We start from the raw sequence: 15,002 nt of genomic DNA on the forward strand, positions 1-15,002 counted from the left end.
AGGACGTGGCCCCGAAGATCAGTACACGGTGTCCGTCCGGTCGGGCACGACGGAGCCGTCCGGTCTGCGTACGGGGCCCCGGCCGCCGTCCGGCGCGTTGTAGGCGGTCGTCGCGCACGGGTAGTCGTCCGGCCTGCGGGGCAGCGGCTCGATGAACATCGGGTTGACCACCCAGCGGCCGTCGGCGTCGTCGTACGCCCGGCACATCAGTTCGCTCTTGTTGCGGTTGAGGACTAGGTGGGCTCCGGTGGCGTCGCCGACGAAGGTGACGTCGGTGTCGGCGTCGCCGCCCGCGATGACGGGCCGGTGGCGGGCGTCCTGCCGCTGCCAGGCGGCGGCGCCGCGCACTCCGTAGATCTCCTGGTTGATCCAGCAGCGTTTGCCGTCGATGTACGGGATGGCATCGCCCCTGCTCGCGGGCACGCCGCCGCAACCCTCGTTCCGGGTGGTGATCCGGCCGTGGCGGTCGAGGACGGAGCGGATCGCGAGGGTGTGACGGGCGTCGACCCCGACTCCGCGGGACCAGACCTCGGTGACGGGTTCGGAGCCCGCCGAGACGATGTACACGTCGAATCCGGCCCGTTGCAGGGTGCGGATCAGGTCGCGCTGCTGGTCGTAGTAGCGGACGTACGCGGGAACGGTGCGGGTGCCGACCCGCTGCACCGAGCCCACGGGGGCCGCGAGGGCGCTCTCGCGTGCACGGCGGGCGTAGGAGGAGAGCTCCGCGGGGGTGCGGCCGGCGAAGAGCTGGGGCACCCATGCGTACTGGGGCACCGTGCGCCGGTGGTCCCAGGTGCCGGCGAAGGCCGGGACGCCGCTCACGGTGGTGCCGTTCTCGCGGATCTGGAGGATCTCGTCGGCGCAGCGGGGGTTCGCGGAGGTTCTCAGGGGGGTGCCCGCACCCGACCCGCACGCGGCGGTGAGGGCCTCGTCGGCGTCTGTGGTGAGCCAGGCGCTGGTGTCCTTCCAGCGGGCCGGGCGCAGGAGTCTGTCGTGGGTGAGGGCCCAGTCGAGGGTGGCGTCCGTGACGTCGTTCTTGGTGATCGTGTTGTCCCAGTCGAAGGCGGCGACGGGGCGGTTGTCCCGGGGACGGCCGGCGCAGGTGCCGTGGGCGTCGATCACCTGTTGCAGACGGGCGCGGTTGTCTCCGTACCAAGTGCCGGACAGTCGTGGGCAGTCGGCGCGGCCGGTCGCGGCCGGGGCGGGGACGGCGGCGGGGGCGGTGGGCGCGGCCACCAGGGCGGCGGCCGCTGCCAGGGTCCACACGAGGAGGTGTCGCATACGACGTGGACCGTACACCTTTGTCCGCTAAAGGGGCGTCACGTACGCGCCCGAGATCCCGCCGTCGACCAGGAAGTCGGTGGCGTTGACGAACGAGGAGTCGTCGCTGGCGAGGAACGCGACCGCCGCGGCGATCTCGTCGGCCTCCGCGAACCGTCCGACGGGGATGTGCACCAGCCGCCGCGCGGCCCGTTCCGGGTCTTTGGCGAACAGCTCCTGGAGCAGCGGGGTGTTGACCGGTCCGGGGCACAGGGCGTTGACCCGGATGCCCTCCCTGGCGAACTGCACGCCCAGTTCGCGCGACATGGCCAGCACACCGCCCTTGGAGGCGGTGTAGGAGATCTGCGAGGTCGCCGCGCCCATCCGGGCCACGAAGGACGCCGTGTTGATGATGGAGCCCCTGCCCTGGCGCCGCATGTAGGGGATGGCCGCCTTGCAGCACAGGTACACGGAGGTGAGGTTGACCTCCTGGACGCGCTTCCATGCCTCCAGTCCGGTCTCCAGGATGGAGTCGTCGTCGGGCGGCGAGATGCCGGCGTTGTTGAAGGCGACGTCGACGGAGCCGTACGTGTCGTACGCCGCCTCGAAGAGCGCGTCGACCTGTTCCGGGTCGGTGACGTCGACCTTGACGAAGGTGCCGCCGACCTCCTCGGCGGCGGCCTTGCCGCGCTGTTCGTCGACGTCGCCGCAGACGACGCGCGCGCCCTCGGAGGCCAGCCGGCGCGTGGTGGCGAGGCCGATCCCGCTGCCGGCGCCGGTGATGACGGCGGTACGGCCGACCAGCCGGCGGCAGATGTTTCCCTCGGTGGCTTCGGTCACTGTGCGGGGCCCTCCGTACTGATGAAGACATTCTTGGTTTCGGTGAAGGCGGTGAGCGCGTCCGGGCCCAGCTCGCGGCCGATCCCCGACTGTTTGAAGCCGCCGAAGGGGGTCCAGTAGCGGACGCTGGAGTGGGAGTTGACGGAGAGGTTCCCGGCGCGGACGGCGCCCGAGACCCGCAGCGCCCGGCCGATGTCCCGGCTCCAGACGGACCCGGCGAGACCGTACGGCGTGTCGTTGGCGAGCCGGACGGCGTCCGCCTCGTCCTCGAAGGGGATGACCACGGCGACCGGGCCGAAGACCTCCTCGACGGCGACGCGGGCGTCGGGCGCGACCTCGGTGAGCACGGTGGGCGGGAACCAGAAACCGGGTCCCTCCGGGGCCTTGCCGCGGATGCCGGGCGCGTCGGCGTCGACGTAGGAGCGCACGCTTTCCAGCTGTGCCCGGGAGATCAGCGGCCCCATCTGTGTCTGCTCGTCGGCGGGGTCGCCGACCCGGACGGACTCGATCGCGGGGGCGAGCAGGTCCAGGAAGCGGTCGTACACCGAGCGCTGGACGAGGATGCGGGTGCGGGCGCAGCAGTCCTGGCCCGAGTTGTCGAGGAAGGACATGGGCGCGGCGGCAGCGGCGGCCTCGACGTCCGCGTCGGCGAACACGATGTTGGGGCTCTTGCCCCCGAGCTCGAGGGTGATGCGCTTGAGGAGGGCGGAGCCCTTCGCCAGCACCTGCTTGCCCACGGCCGTCGACCCGGTGAAGACGATCTTGGCGACGTCCGGATGCTCGACGAGGGCGTTCCCCGCGACGGGTCCGGCGCCCGGCAGCACCTGGAAGAGGTGCTCGGGAAGCCCTGCCTCCAGGGCGAGTTCGGCCAGTCGCAGTGCGGTCAGCGGCGTCGTCTCGGCGGGCTTGAGGATCACCGCGTTGCCCGCGGCGAGGGCCGGTGCGGTGCCCCAGGCGGCGATCGGCATGGGGAAGTTCCAGGGCGCGATGACGCCGACGACGCCGAGCGGTTCGAGGAGGGTGATGTCGAGGCCGCCGGGGACCGGGATCTGACGGCCTGTCAGGCGTTCTGCTCCCCCGGCCGCGTAGTCGAGCAGGTCGCGCACGTTGCCCGCCTCCCAGCGGGCGTTGCCGACGGTGTGGCCGGCCTCGCGGACCTCCAGCCGGGCCAGTTCCTCGATGTGCCCGTCGACGGCGGACGCGAAGCGGCGCAGCAGCCGGGCGCGGTCGGCGGGCGCGCATGCCGCCCATGCCGTCTGGGCGTGTGCGGCCCGCTCGACGGCGGCGTCCACGTCGTCCGCGGTGGCGGCCGGGACGGTGGCGACGACCTCCTCGGTGGCCGGGTTGAGGACGCGGAGTTCGTGCTCGTTCGACAAGAGGGGCCTCACATGCGTTCGAAGGAGCGGCGCAGCTCCCAGTCGGTCACCGCGGCGTCGAAGGCGTCCAGCTCGACGCGCGCCATATTGCGGTAGTGCGCGACCACCTCGTCGCCGAAGGCGGCCTTGGCGATGGGGCTGTTCTCCCAGAGCTCGGCGGCCTCGCGCAGGGTGGTGGGCACGTGCTCGTACTCGGCGGCGTACGCGTTGCCCGCGCACGCCTCGGGGAGCTCCAGCCGCTGCTCGATTCCGTACAGGCCGGCCGCGACCAGACCGGCGACCGCCAGGTGCGGGTTGACGTCGCCGCCCGGCAGGCGGTTCTCGAAGCGCGTCGACCGGCCGTGGCCGACGACACGGAGCGCGCAGGTGCGGTTGTCGTGGCCCCAGGCGACGGCGGTCGGCGCGAAGGACCCCGGCTGGAACCGCTTGTAGGAGTTGATGTTGGGGGCGTAGAGGAGCGAGAAGTCGCGCAGGGCGGCGAGCTGCCCGGCGAGGAAGTGCCGCATGACCGGCGACATCCCGTCGGGGTCCCGGTCGGAGCCCGCCATGACGCTCCTGCCGTCGGCGTCCGCGAGCGAGAGGTGGATGTGGCAGGAGTTGCCCTCGCGCTCGTTGTACTTGGCCATGAACGTGAGTGAGACGCCCTCCTGGGCGGCGATCTCCTTGGCGCCGGTCTTGTAGATCGCGTGCTGGTCGCAGGTGACGAGGGCTTCGTCGTACTTGAAGGCGATCTCGTGCTGGCCGGGGTTGCATTCGCCCTTCGCGGACTCGACGGTGAGGCCGGCGCCCTGCATCTCGTTGCGGATGCGGCGGAGCAGGGGCTCGATGCGCCCGGTGCCCAGGACCGAGTAGTCGATGTTGTACTGGTTGGCCGGCGTCAGGCCGCGGTAGTGGGCGTCCCAGGCCTGCTCGTAGGTGTCCCTGAAGACGATGAACTCGAGCTCCGTGCCGACCTGGGCGGTGTAGCCGAGCTCCGCGAGGCGGTCGAGCTGGCGTCGCAGGATCTGGCGGGGCGCGGCGACGACCGGTGAGCCGTCGTTCCAGGCGAGGTCGGCGATGAGCAGGGCGGTGCCCTCGTTCCACGGGACGCGGCGCAGGGTGCCGAGGTCGGGGCGCATCGCGAAGTCGCCGTAGCCCCGGTCCCAGGAGGACATGTCGTATCCGTCGACCGTGTTCATCTCGGTGTCGACGGCGAGGAGGTAGTTGCAGCCCTCCGTGCCGTGCCGCAGGACCTCGTCGAGGAAGAAGCGCGCGGCGAACCGCTTGCCCTGCAGTCGCCCCTGCATGTCGGGGAAGGCCAGGACGACCGTGTCGATCTCGCCGCCCGCGACGAGGGTGTGCAGTTCCTCTACGCCGAGCGGGGGTGTGCGGTCTGCCACCGGAAAAGCCTCCTTGGGTCAGCCGAGAGCCATAAGGTATTGCCGAGAACCATTGCTTGGGAAGGGGGCACGACCGGATGACGCAGGCGAGTCCAGACAGCGGCCCGGGGCGCGGTCCGGGCCGCGCCGCGAGGGGTCCGGGCGACGGGCTGGCGACCGTGCTGCGGCCGGTGCGGGCGGGCAACGGCTTCGAGGAGGCGCTGGAGCAGATCCTCCAGGTCGTCCGGCTGGGCCTGGTGCCCGGCGGCGAACGGCTGCCCGCCGAACGGGACCTGGCGGAACGGCTCGGGATCAGCCGGGTCACCCTGCGCGAGGTCCTCAAGGTGCTCCAGGACCAGGGCCTCGTCGAGGCGCGGCGCGGCCGGTACGGCGGCACGTTCGTGCTGCCGCGCGCACAGGCCCCCGGCGAGCAGGAGCTGCGGCGCCGGGTCGCCGCCGTCGACATCGAGGACGTACTGTGCTTCCGCGAGGTCCTGGAGGTGGGCGCGGCCGGACTGTGCGCCGCGCACGGGCTCGACGGCGAGCGGGCGAAGCGGCTGCGCGAGGCGCTCGCCCGCACGAACGACGCTCCGCTGACCGAGTACCGGCGGCTGGACACGAGGTTCCATCTCACCCTCGCGCAGCTGTGCGGTTCGCCCTCGCTGGCGGCCCAGTACGCGGCCGTGCGCGCCTCCGTCAACGACCTCCTCGACTGCATACCCCTGCTGGTGCGCAACCTGGAGCACTCCCAGCACCAGCACACCGCGCTGGTCGAGGCCGTGCTCGACGGGGACGCGGACGGGGCGCGGGAGATGATGCGGGAGCACTGCGCGGGGACGGCGGCGCTGCTGCGGGGGTTCCTCGCGTGAGCCGGACACGACGGTCACCCGTCCGCGTTGTCGCCACACGCCCCGCAAAGGTATGCATGCGTTCCATTGGTCGGGGATCGATGCGAGGGAGAGCCGCGTGGACAGGCCGCTGATCGGCGTCAGCACGTATCTGGACGGGGCCCGCTGGGGTGTGTGGGAACTGGAGGCCGCGCTGCTGCCCGCCGGGTATCCGCGGCTCGTGCAGCGGGCCGGCGGGCTCGCCGCGATGCTGCCGCCGGACGATCCGGACCGGGCCGCCGCCACCGTGGCCCGCCTCGACGGGGTGGTCGTCGCCGGCGGGCCGGACGTCGACCCGGGGTGCTACGACGCCGAGCGGTCGCCGCGCACGGGGCCGCCGGCGCCCGCCCGCGACGCGTGGGAACTGGCCCTGATCCGGGCCGCGTTGGCGTCCGGCACCCCGCTGCTCGGCATCTGCCGCGGCATGCAGTTGCTGAACGTCGCCCTCGGGGGCACGCTCGTCCAGCACATCGACGGGCACACCCAGGCCGTCGGCGTCTTCGGGCGGCACGAGGTGACGCCCGTGCCGGGGACGTTGTACGCCGCTGTCGTGCCGGAGGCTTCGGCCGTGCCCACCTATCACCACCAGGCGGTGGAACGGCTCGGCGCAGGGCTGCTCGCCTCGGCGCACGCCGCGGACGGGACGGTGGAGGCCGTCGAGCTCCCCGGGCCCGGGTGGGTCCTCGGGGTGCAGTGGCATCCGGAGATGGATGAGGACGTGCGGGTGATGAGGGCACTGGTCCGGGCGGCGAGCCGACGCGCCCCCTGGGGGCTCCGCACCGAGACCCCCGGATCGGCCTGAACGGCCTCGTCCTCGAACCCCGGACGGGCTGAATTTCCAGCACCCGCACCGGGAATTCAGCCCCTCCGCGATTGAGGAGCGGGGTGCCGGGGCGGAGCCCCGGCGGCAGGACGCGTGGACCGGGACCCCAGGCGGCAGGACGCGTGGACCGGCACCGCGGGCGGCAGGACGGGCGGAACCCCGCGGACGGGACGGCAGGGGCGGCGGGGGCCGGTCGTCAGCGGGCGGCGCGGGTCAGGGACAGGAGGTCCCGGGCCGGTCCGGTGGGGCGGTGGCCGGTGGGCCAGACCGCGCGCAGGGCACGGTCGAGCCGGACGTCGGCGAGTTCCACGGTGACCAGCCGACGGGCCGACAGCTCCTCTCCGAGCGCGAGCTCGCTGAGGACGGCGGGCCCGGCCCCGCTGACCGCGGACGCCTTGACCGCGGTGGTGGAGGACAGCTCGATCAACGGCCGGGCGAGCCCTCCGAGCGCCGCGTCGAGCACCTGCCGCGTACCGGATCCCTCCTCCCGCAGGATGAGCGGCGTCGCCGCGAGCTCGCCCGCGGACAGCGGCGCCCGCCGCCGCGCCCACGGGTGCCCGGGCGCCGTGACGACGACCAGCCGGTCCCGCGCGACGACCACCGAGTCGAGGCCCACCGGAACGGACAGCCCTTCGACGAAGCCGAGGTCGGCCTCGCCCGCGAGGAGCCGCTCCGCGACGGCGGCGGAATTGCCGGCGAGGAGCGACACCGCGGTGTCGGGGCGCTGCGCGCGCAGCGCGATCAGCCAGCCGGGGAGCAGGTATTCGGCGATGGTCATGCTCGCGGCCACCCGGAGCCGGGAGTCCCGCCGGTCTCGCAGCGCCTGCGCGCCGGCGTCGAACGCCTCGGCCGCCTCCACCACCCGCCGGGCCCAGTCGGTGACGAGCGCGCCCTCGTCGGTGAGCCGTGAGCCGCTGGGTGAACGGTCGACGAGGGCCACCCCGAGCTGGCGTTCCATGGAGCGGATGCGGCTGCTGGCCGCGGGCTGGGTGATGCCCAGTTCGCGCGCCGCGCGCCCGAGGCTGCCGAGCCGCGCCACGGCGAGCAGCAGTTCCAGCGCGCCGAGTTCCGGCACCCGGTGCGCGATGCCGCTGCCGGACGCCTCTCCGCCTCTGCCCGCGGCCGCTTCGTGCTCGGTGTTCCCGGTCGCCGATCTGGTCCTGCCCATAAACCCAGCTTATGTCCTCATAGAAAGGTGCTCCCTGGTGGGGACGCTTTCGGCGCGGGACGGTGGAGCCATGGTCACCGCTGCCCAGCCCCTCGCCGTCCGCACATCAAGATCACCTCGCACGGCCGGAACCCACCGTGCCGCCACCGTGCGGCACCTGGGGCCGAACTGGTACGCCTCGGTGATGGGCACGGCCATCGTGGCCACGGCGGGCGCCGGACTACCCGGGCACGTGCCGGGTCTTCCAGCCGCGTGCGCCGCCGTGTGGGCGCTGTCTCTGGCGATGCTCGTGACACTGCTCGCCGCCCGCGCCGTGCACTGGACCCGTCACCGCGACCAGGCCCGCGCCCATCTCCTCGACCCGGCCATGGCGCCCTTCTACGGCTGTCTCGCCATGGCCCTGCTGGCCGTCGGCGGCGGGGCGCTGGTCGTCGGCGAGGACTGGATCGGACCGCGGGCCGCGCTCTCGCTGGACGTCGTCCTGTTCACCGTCGGCACGGTGGTGGGGCTGCTGGCCGCGGTGGCCGTCCCGTACCTGATGGTCGTGCGGCACCGCATCGAGCCCGGACAGGCCACACCGGTGTGGCTGCTGCCGCTCGTCGCCCCGATGGTCTCCGCCGCCCTCGGCCCGCTGCTCGTGCCGCATCTGCCGGCCGGGCAGGCCCGCCAGACCCTGCTGCTCGGCTGCCTCGCGATGTTCGGGCTGAGCCTGCTGGCCACGTTCCTGGTGCTTCCGCTGATCTTCGCGCGGCTCCTCACGGCGGGTCCGCTGCCCCTCGCGCTCACCCCGACCCTGTTCCTGGTGCTGGGGCCGCTGGGCCAGTCGACCACCGCGACGGGCAAGTTCGCCGACATCGCCCCGGGGGTCATGCCCGCTCCGTACGACGGGGGATTCGGCCTCCTCGCCGTCCTCTACGGGGTTCCCGTGACGGGCTTCGCACTGCTGTGGCTCGGGCTCGCCGGCGCGATGGTGCTGCGGGCCCGCCGCCGGGGCATGGGCTTCGCGATGACCTGGTGGGCGTTCACCTTCCCGGTGGGGACGTGCGTGACCGGCGCCGAGGGGCTGGCCCGGCACACCGGCCTGATCGCCTTCGAGGCCCTCGCGGTCGCCCTGTACGTGCTGCTCGTCGCCGCGTGGGCGGTGACGGCCGGGTGCACGGTCCGCGGGTTGTTCAGCGGCGAACTGCTCGCAGCGCCGCGCTGAGCGCGGCGGGCGCCTCGGCGAGCGAGGGGCCGTACCAGGTCAGCATGCGGCCGTCGACGAGCGCGCAGGGCAGTCCCTCGAAGGCCTCCGGCCCGTCGTCCGCGGTGAAGCGGTACGGCTCGTCGGGCAGGACGACGAGATCCGCCCCCGCGGCCCTGAGGTCGGGGAGCGGCACTCGGGGGTAGCGGTCCGCGTGGCCGGCGTACGCGTTGTCCACACCCAGGCGCGCCAGGACGTCACCGGCGAAGGTGTCCCGGCCGAGGACCATCCAGGGCCGCCGCCAGACCGGCACGATCGCGGACGTGCGGCGGGCCGGTTCCGGCACCTGCGTCCAGGCCGCCTCGGCCTCGTCGAGCCAGCGCGGACGTGTTCCGGGGCGGCAGGCGTCCAACACGCGGGCCAGTTCCCGGAAGGCTCCCGGCACGTCGCGTACCTCGGTGACCAGCACCTCGATGCCGGCCTCGCGCAAGGCGGTCAGATCAGGTTCCCGGTTCTCCTCCTCGTTGGCGACCACGAGGTCGGGGGCGAGCCGCACGATCGTGCCGACGTCCGGGTTCTTCGTGCCGCCGACGCGCACGACGTCGAGGTCCGCGGGACGGCTGCACCAGTCGGTCGCACCGACCAGGGCGCCGGGCACGGAGAGGGCCACGGCCTCGGTGAGCGAGGGCACAAGCGAGACGACACGCGGCGGGGTGCGGACGGGCGACGGAACGGCGGACCGTTCGTCGGCAGGCGTGGAGGCGGACGCGGGCGGGGGCGTGGGCGCCGGTGTGAAGGCGGACGCCGGTGTGGAGGCGCACGTGCGGACGGTGTCACCGGAGGTGCCGGACATGGCGTCAGTATCGCAGCGGGCCGCGGCACGTGCGGCCGCCGCCCGGCGGGGTCAGCGCTTGCCGGAGCTGCGCCGGTCCTCGACCGCGTCGATGTGGTCGGCGACCTCGACCACGACGACCCGGGTGTCCGGCACGGTCGCCCGCCAGCGATGGCGCACGCCGCCCGTCAGGTAGAGCGTGTCACCGCGTCCGAGGCGATGGGCGCGCCCTTCCGCCTCGACCTCCACGGCGCCGTCGGCGACGAACATCAACTTGTCGTTGCGGTGCTGGAGTTCGCGTCCCTCGTCGTGGTCGCCGGTGAACTCCGTGGCGTGCATCTGGTGGTGACCGCGTACCAGGGGGCGCACCTGGGCCTCGGGGGTGAACTCCGCGCCCACGTCGGCGCGCACGACATCGACGCTGCACGCCGGGTCGGCCGCGGCGAGCAACTCCACAGCGGTGGTGCCGAGTGCGTCGGCGACTCGCTCCAGGGAACTCCTGCTGGGCCGGGCCCGTTCGTTCTCGACCTGGCTGAGGAAGGGGACCGACAGACCGCTGCGCTCGGCCACGGCGGCGAGAGTGAGCCGCAGTGCCCGGCGTCGCCGCCGGACGGCCGCGCCCACCCGAAGGGGCTGATCTTTGTGGTCGCCCATCGCTCCGGCTCCCTCCCTTGCGTCGTCGGTCCGATACGGATGCCGCGGTCCGCCGGTTCGACGGGCCACTACTTCTGATGAGTTGTTTGCACCCTACGCATGTTCGGCAAACCGTTTCATGCACCCGTCACATCGCTGTCACATCGATGCAGGGCCAGGGCTACAGTTCGCGCCACCGGCCGGGTCGCCCGGACCCGTCCGGCACGCACCCGTCGCACGGGACGAAACGGCTGGCCGGCGGGGCCGGACGCCGCGGCGGGACGCGTGGCGGGTCTGCCACGGGTCCTGCGGGACCGGACCGGCGCCTCGTGAGCGACGGGGTTCTCCGGCAGGTCCACCCGGTCGCGGGGTCGTAGGCACGGGAGCGAGGGGTTCCGCGACGCTCGCCGCAAGGTTCGGGCCGTCGGGCGACGTCCGGAGCGCCGGGACCCCTCAGGGGCCGTGGGCCGGCCGGGAGGCCGAGCGGACACCCGTGCGTCGGCTCATGCGGTCCCCCTCGCACGCAGGCGAGTTGACGGCCGGTCGAGTGGGCCGGTGCGGCTGGGTCCCAGGTGGCCGCGCGGGCGATGCGGTTGTCCGGATCTTTCTCGTACGCCAGTACGTCGCCGGCGTCGGCGTCGGGCGCGAGTGCGGGCCCGCGTCCGAGCCGGCGTCGGAGGCGGAGCCGGAGCCGGACGTGGAGTCGGCCCGGTCGTCCGCCCCCCGCCTGCGTCCGTCGGCGGCGCGGGGCCGGGAACGAGGACGGGGTGGCCTTCGGCACGGGACCCGTGCGACGAAGACCACCCCTGGGTGGATCACATCCGGTGGACGACCGGTGGAACTACCGCGGCGTCATCCGCCCCACCATGTCCGGGTGCTCCTTGAGCCAGGCGGCGACGGCGTCCTCCTCGTGCCCCTGTCCGCGCCGCTTGATCTCGCCCTCCAGGCTGCCGAGTTCGTCCTCGGTCATCCGGAAGTTCTTGATCCACTCGGTGAGCTGCGGGTACTGGTCCGGGAACTTCTCGCTGGAGATCGTCCGGATCGTGTTGCCCTCTCCGAACAGTTTCTTGTCGTCCGCGAGCTTGGTGAGCCCGTACTCGCTGTAGGCCCAGTGCGGCGACCACAGGACGACGGCGACGGGCTCCTTCTTGGCGTACGCGCGCTTCAGTTCGGCCAGCATCGCGGGCGTGGAGCCGTCGACGACCTCGTACTCCTTGTCGAGGCCGTACCCCGGAAGCACCTTGTTCTTGAGGAGGTTCATCTCGCCGGTGCCCGGCTCGATGCCGATGATCTTCCCGCCGAAGGTGCCGGACTTCCCCTTGAGGTCGGCGAGGGACTTGACGTCCTTCACGTACGACGGCACCGCGATCTCCAGCGAGGTCGGCCGGTACCAGGTGCCGAGATCCTTGAGGTCGTCCTTGTGCTGGTCCCAGTAGTTGGCCTGGGCGTACGGCAGCCACGCGTCGAAGTTGAGATCGATGTCGCCGGAGGCCAGGCCCGTATAGACGGGACCGACGTCCATCTGCTTGAGGTTCAGCGTGTAGCCGCGACGGGCCAGCACGTTCTTCCACAGGTAGGTGACGGCGACGTCCTCGTCCCAGGGGAACCACGCGACGTCCAGCGGGCGCTTCGCCTCGGCCGGGGCGGCCGCGCTCTTGACCGGCGCCAGCTTGTCGACGACACCCGGGTTCTTCTTCAGCCAGGCGCGCACGGCGTCCTGCTGTTTGCCCTTGCCCGCCTCGTTGATCTCCGCCTCCAGACTCGTGAGCTGCTGCTCGGTCATCCTGAAGTTCTTGAGCCACTGGCCGGCGACCAGGTTGTCCTGGGCGAAGCCCTTGCGGGAGAGGGTGTGCACCCCGTCGCCCTTGCCCCAGGCGCCCTTCGGGTCCTTGAGCTTCTTCAGCTTGTAGTCGCTGTAGGCCCAGTGCGGCGACCAGAGGGTGACCACGACGGGCTCCTGCTTGGCGTACGCGCGCTTCAGTTCGGCCAGCATCGCGGGCGTCGAGCTGTCGACGACCTGGTACTCCTTGTCGAGGCCGTACTCCTTGAGCACCTTGCTCTTGAGCAGGCTCATCATCCCGGCGCTGGACTCGATGCCGGTGATCTTGCCGCCGAACCGGCCGGACTTGCCCTTGAGGTCCGCCAGGGAGTCGACGTCCTTCATGTAGGCGGGCACGGTGAGCTCCAGGGAGGTCGGGCCGTACCAGGAGCCCAGGTCGTCGAGCTGCTTGCCGTACTTCTTCCAGTACTGCTCGTGCGTGGTCGGCAGCCAGGAGTCCGTCTCGAAGTCGATGTCACCCTGGGCGAGGGAGGTGTAGAGCGGGCCCGCGTCGAACTGCTTGGCGTCGACCTGGAATCCGCGCTGTTCGAGGATCTCCTTCCACAGGAAGGTGGAGGCGACGCCCTCGTCCCACGGAATGTAGCCGATGGTGACCTTCTTGCCCTGTCCGACGTTCTTGCCGTCGGCCGCGGTGGACTCGCTCGCCCCGCCGCCGAGGACGCCCGTGCCGCCCGCGACGAGCGCGAGCACGACGACGCCGACCACGGCCACCGCGGGCCGGGGACGGTAGGACCAGATCTTCAGGCCCTGCGCGGCACGCAGCTTGGCGGCGGCACGGCGGCCCAGCGGCGAGACCTGGCTGCCGAGCGAGCTGGTCATGCGGTCGAGGTAGATCGCCAGGATCACGATGGCGACGCCGGCCTCGGAGCCGAGGCCGACGTTCAGCTGGCCGATGGCCTCGTTCACGTCGCCGCCGAGGCCGCCCGTGCCGACCATGCCCGCGATGGCGGCCATGGACAGGCCGAGCATGATGACCTGGTTGACGCCCGCCATGACGGTGGGCAGCGCGAGCGGCAGCTGGATGCGCAGCAGCGTGCTGCGCGGCGTGGTGCCGAACGCGTCGGCGGCCTCGACGAGTTCCTTGTCGACCTGGCGGATGCCCAGCTCGGTCATGCGGACGCCGGGGGCCAGCGCGAAGATCAGCGTGGCCACGATGCCGGCGGGGCCGCCGGTGCCGAAGAAGAGGATCGCCGGGATGAGGTAGATCATCGCGGGCAGCGTCTGCATGAAGTCGAGCACCGGCCGGACCAGGCCGCTGACCCGGTCGGAGCGCGCCGCCCAGATGCCCACCGGCACGGAGATCACGAGTGCGATGAGCGTCGACACGAGGACCAGCGACAGGGTCACCATCGCGTCCTCCCACAGGCCGAGGGAGTCGATGAAGGCGAATCCCGCGAAGGCGAGCACACCGGCGAGGGCACCGCGCAGCCAGAAGGCGACGACCGCGAAGATGCCGGCGAGGAGGAGCGGCTGAGGAGCCTGGAGGACGGCGTTGATGCCGTCGTAGGCGCCCTCGAAGACGACCTTGAAGAAGTCGAAGAGCCACGCCATGTGGTGCAGCAGCCAGTCGACCGCGTCGTTGACCCAGTCGCCGAAGGGAATCCTAGGCATCGGCCTGCACCGCCTTGCTCAGCTCGCCGTCTCCGTCGCGCGGGGTGACGCAGGGCCGGGCCGTCCCCTGCTCGTCGCCGAGGAAGCCGACCAGTCGTCGCCGGGGCACGACGCCGACGAGGTCGCGCTTCTCGTCGACCACGGCGACGGGGTGCGACAGCCGGGCGCTGATGGCGCACAGGTCCACGAAGGGGGTGTCGGGCGTGGCGGTCTCGCAGGAGCAGTCCGCCTCGTCGCCGCGTACGTCGGTGTCCATGACGGCTCCCGCGGTCAGGACGCGCGAGCGGTCGACGTCCTGGATGAAGGAGGCGACGTAGTCGTTGGCCGGGCGGACCAGGATGTCCTCTGCGGTGCCGATCTGGACGATGCGGCCGTCACGCATGACGGCGATCCGGTCGCCCAGCCGCATCGCCTCGTTGAGGTCGTGCGTGATGAACACGATGGTCTTCTTGAGCTTGCGCTGGAGCTCGATCAGCTGGTCCTGCATGTCACGGCGGATCAGCGGGTCGAGCGCGCTGAAGGACTCGTCCATCAGCAGCAGGTCGGCGTCGGTGGCGAGCGCGCGGGCGAGGCCCACACGCTGCTGCATGCCGCCGGAAAGTTCGTCGGGCCAGGACTTCTCCCAGCCCGCGAGTCCAGCGAGTTCGAGTGCCTCGGTGGCCCGCTTCCGGCGTTCGGCGGCCGGTACGCCCTGGACCTCCAGGCCGTAGGCGGCGTTCTCCAGGACACTGCGGTGCGGGAAGAGAGCGAAGTGCTGGAAGACCATGCTGATCTTCTTGGAACGGACCTCGCGCAGCTCACGGGCGCTGAGCTCGGTGAGGTCCTGGCCGTCGAAGCGTACGTGTCCCGCGGTGGGCTCCAGCAGTCCGTTCAGCATGCGCAGGAGCGTGGACTTGCCGGATCCGGACAGGCCCATGACGACGAAGATCTGGCCGGGCTCCACCGTGAAGGATGCGTCGATGACCGCGGCGGTGGTGCCGTCGGCCCGCAGCTCCTCGCGGTCGGTCCCCTCGCGGAGCCGCTCCACGGCCTCTTTCGGTCGTCTGCCGAACACCTTGTGCAGATGTTCGGCTTCTAGCCTGGATGACACGTGTACCTCTCGTTCGCACGGTTGGAACGGTCCGCACAGCGGCCTGTGCAGCCTGTGCGGTTGAAAGCGCAACCGACTTCGCTCAGAGGCGGCGCCTGCCC

At 72.1% G+C, this 15,002-nt stretch carries 12 protein-coding genes; 3 read left to right on the plus strand and 9 right to left on the minus strand.

The features are described from left to right. Nucleotides 1-18: 18 nt before the first annotated feature. Genes H305_RS0117920 through H305_RS0117935 form a run of 4 tightly spaced genes read right to left on the minus strand, consistent with a single transcriptional unit; the run spans nt 19 to nt 4,855 of the window. Complete coding sequence (locus tag H305_RS0117920; protein ID WP_037764442.1) at nt 19-1,281, minus strand: lipoprotein; 1,263 nt, start codon at nt 1,279-1,281, stop codon at nt 19-21. Nucleotides 1,282-1,308: 27 nt separating this feature from the next. Then, nucleotides 1,309-2,100, minus strand: coding sequence for a 3-oxoacyl-ACP reductase (locus tag H305_RS0117925; protein ID WP_028801577.1), 792 nt, complete (start codon nt 2,098-2,100; stop codon nt 1,309-1,311). Next, on the minus strand, nt 2,097-3,476 hold the full coding sequence (locus tag H305_RS0117930; RefSeq protein ID WP_199791421.1) for an aldehyde dehydrogenase family protein: 1,380 nt from the start codon (nt 3,474-3,476) through the stop codon (nt 2,097-2,099). Before H305_RS0117930 ends, H305_RS0117925 begins: the two co-directional genes overlap by 4 nt. An 8-nt stretch (nt 3,477-3,484) precedes the next feature. Continuing rightward, nucleotides 3,485-4,855 (minus strand): glutamine synthetase family protein, encoded by a 1,371-nt coding sequence (locus H305_RS0117935; protein ID WP_028801579.1) that lies wholly within the window; start codon nt 4,853-4,855, stop codon nt 3,485-3,487. Between the two features lie 77 nt (nt 4,856-4,932). On the opposite strand from H305_RS0117935, the gene H305_RS0117940 reads away from it, so the two are divergent. Together H305_RS0117940 and H305_RS46350 are read left to right on the plus strand one after the other, a co-directional pair. After that, entirely contained in the window at nt 4,933-5,703 is a 771-nt protein-coding gene (locus H305_RS0117940; protein WP_078629112.1) for a FadR/GntR family transcriptional regulator, read from the plus strand. A gap of 97 nt (nt 5,704-5,800) precedes the next feature. Then, nucleotides 5,801-6,523, plus strand: a complete 723-nt coding sequence (locus H305_RS46350) for a gamma-glutamyl-gamma-aminobutyrate hydrolase family protein (RefSeq protein WP_051370710.1) — start codon at nt 5,801-5,803, stop codon at nt 6,521-6,523. A gap of 217 nt (nt 6,524-6,740) precedes the next feature. On the opposite strand, the gene H305_RS46355 is transcribed toward H305_RS46350, so the two are convergent. Beyond that, on the minus strand, nt 6,741-7,712 hold the full coding sequence (locus tag H305_RS46355) for a LysR family transcriptional regulator (RefSeq protein ID WP_234020944.1): 972 nt from the start codon (nt 7,710-7,712) through the stop codon (nt 6,741-6,743). Between the two features lie 70 nt (nt 7,713-7,782). Here H305_RS46355 and H305_RS0117955 point away from each other — a divergent pair, with 70 nt between their 5' ends. Further along, the gene (locus tag H305_RS0117955; RefSeq protein ID WP_028801581.1) at nt 7,783-8,916 is read left to right on the plus strand and encodes a TDT family transporter; all 1,134 of its coding nucleotides are present in this window, start codon (nt 7,783-7,785) and stop codon (nt 8,914-8,916) included. Here the strand turns inward: H305_RS0117955 and H305_RS0117960 are convergent. The 4 genes from H305_RS0117960 to H305_RS0117975 all read right to left on the minus strand — a co-directional run bounded on the left by H305_RS0117960 (nt 8,885) and on the right by H305_RS0117975 (nt 14,901). Further along, complete coding sequence (locus H305_RS0117960) at nt 8,885-9,748, minus strand: helical backbone metal receptor (RefSeq protein WP_199791422.1); 864 nt, start codon at nt 9,746-9,748, stop codon at nt 8,885-8,887. The genes H305_RS0117955 and H305_RS0117960 overlap by 32 nt on opposite strands. Before the next feature lie 51 nt (nt 9,749-9,799). After that, nucleotides 9,800-10,381: a helix-turn-helix domain-containing protein gene (locus tag H305_RS0117965; protein ID WP_028801583.1), complete on the minus strand. Its 582-nt coding sequence runs from the start codon at nt 10,379-10,381 to the stop codon at nt 9,800-9,802. Nucleotides 10,382-11,201: 820 nt separating this feature from the next. Further along, on the minus strand, nt 11,202-13,811 hold the full coding sequence (locus H305_RS0117970) for an ABC transporter permease/substrate binding protein (protein ID WP_028801584.1): 2,610 nt from the start codon (nt 13,809-13,811) through the stop codon (nt 11,202-11,204). Continuing rightward, nucleotides 13,804-14,901, minus strand: coding sequence for a quaternary amine ABC transporter ATP-binding protein (locus H305_RS0117975; protein ID WP_028801585.1), 1,098 nt, complete (start codon nt 14,899-14,901; stop codon nt 13,804-13,806). The genes H305_RS0117970 and H305_RS0117975 overlap by 8 nt, the downstream gene beginning before the upstream one ends. Nucleotides 14,902-15,002: the final 101 nt, after the last annotated feature.

The sequence above is a fragment of the Streptomyces sp. 142MFCol3.1 genome, from assembly GCF_000424945.1.
Taxonomy (GTDB): Bacteria; Actinomycetota; Actinomycetes; order Streptomycetales; family Streptomycetaceae; genus Streptomyces; species Streptomyces siamensis.

Excerpts from the sequence above, each read along its gene's own strand:
- H305_RS0117920 (WP_037764442.1), bottom strand. The coding sequence starts at position 1,281 with ATGCGACACCTCCTCGTGTGGACCCTGGCAGCGGCCGCCGCCCTGGTG.
- H305_RS0117940 (WP_078629112.1), top strand. The coding sequence starts at position 4,933 with ATGACGCAGGCGAGTCCAGACAGCGGCCCGGGGCGCGGTCCGGGCCGC.
- H305_RS46355 (WP_234020944.1), bottom strand. The coding sequence starts at position 7,712 with ATGGGCAGGACCAGATCGGCGACCGGGAACACCGAGCACGAAGCGGCC.
- H305_RS0117955 (WP_028801581.1), top strand. The coding sequence starts at position 7,783 with ATGGTCACCGCTGCCCAGCCCCTCGCCGTCCGCACATCAAGATCACCT.
- H305_RS0117960 (WP_199791422.1), bottom strand. The coding sequence starts at position 9,748 with ATGTCCGGCACCTCCGGTGACACCGTCCGCACGTGCGCCTCCACACCG.
- H305_RS0117965 (WP_028801583.1), bottom strand. The coding sequence starts at position 10,381 with ATGGGCGACCACAAAGATCAGCCCCTTCGGGTGGGCGCGGCCGTCCGG.
- H305_RS0117970 (WP_028801584.1), bottom strand. The coding sequence starts at position 13,811 with ATGCCTAGGATTCCCTTCGGCGACTGGGTCAACGACGCGGTCGACTGG.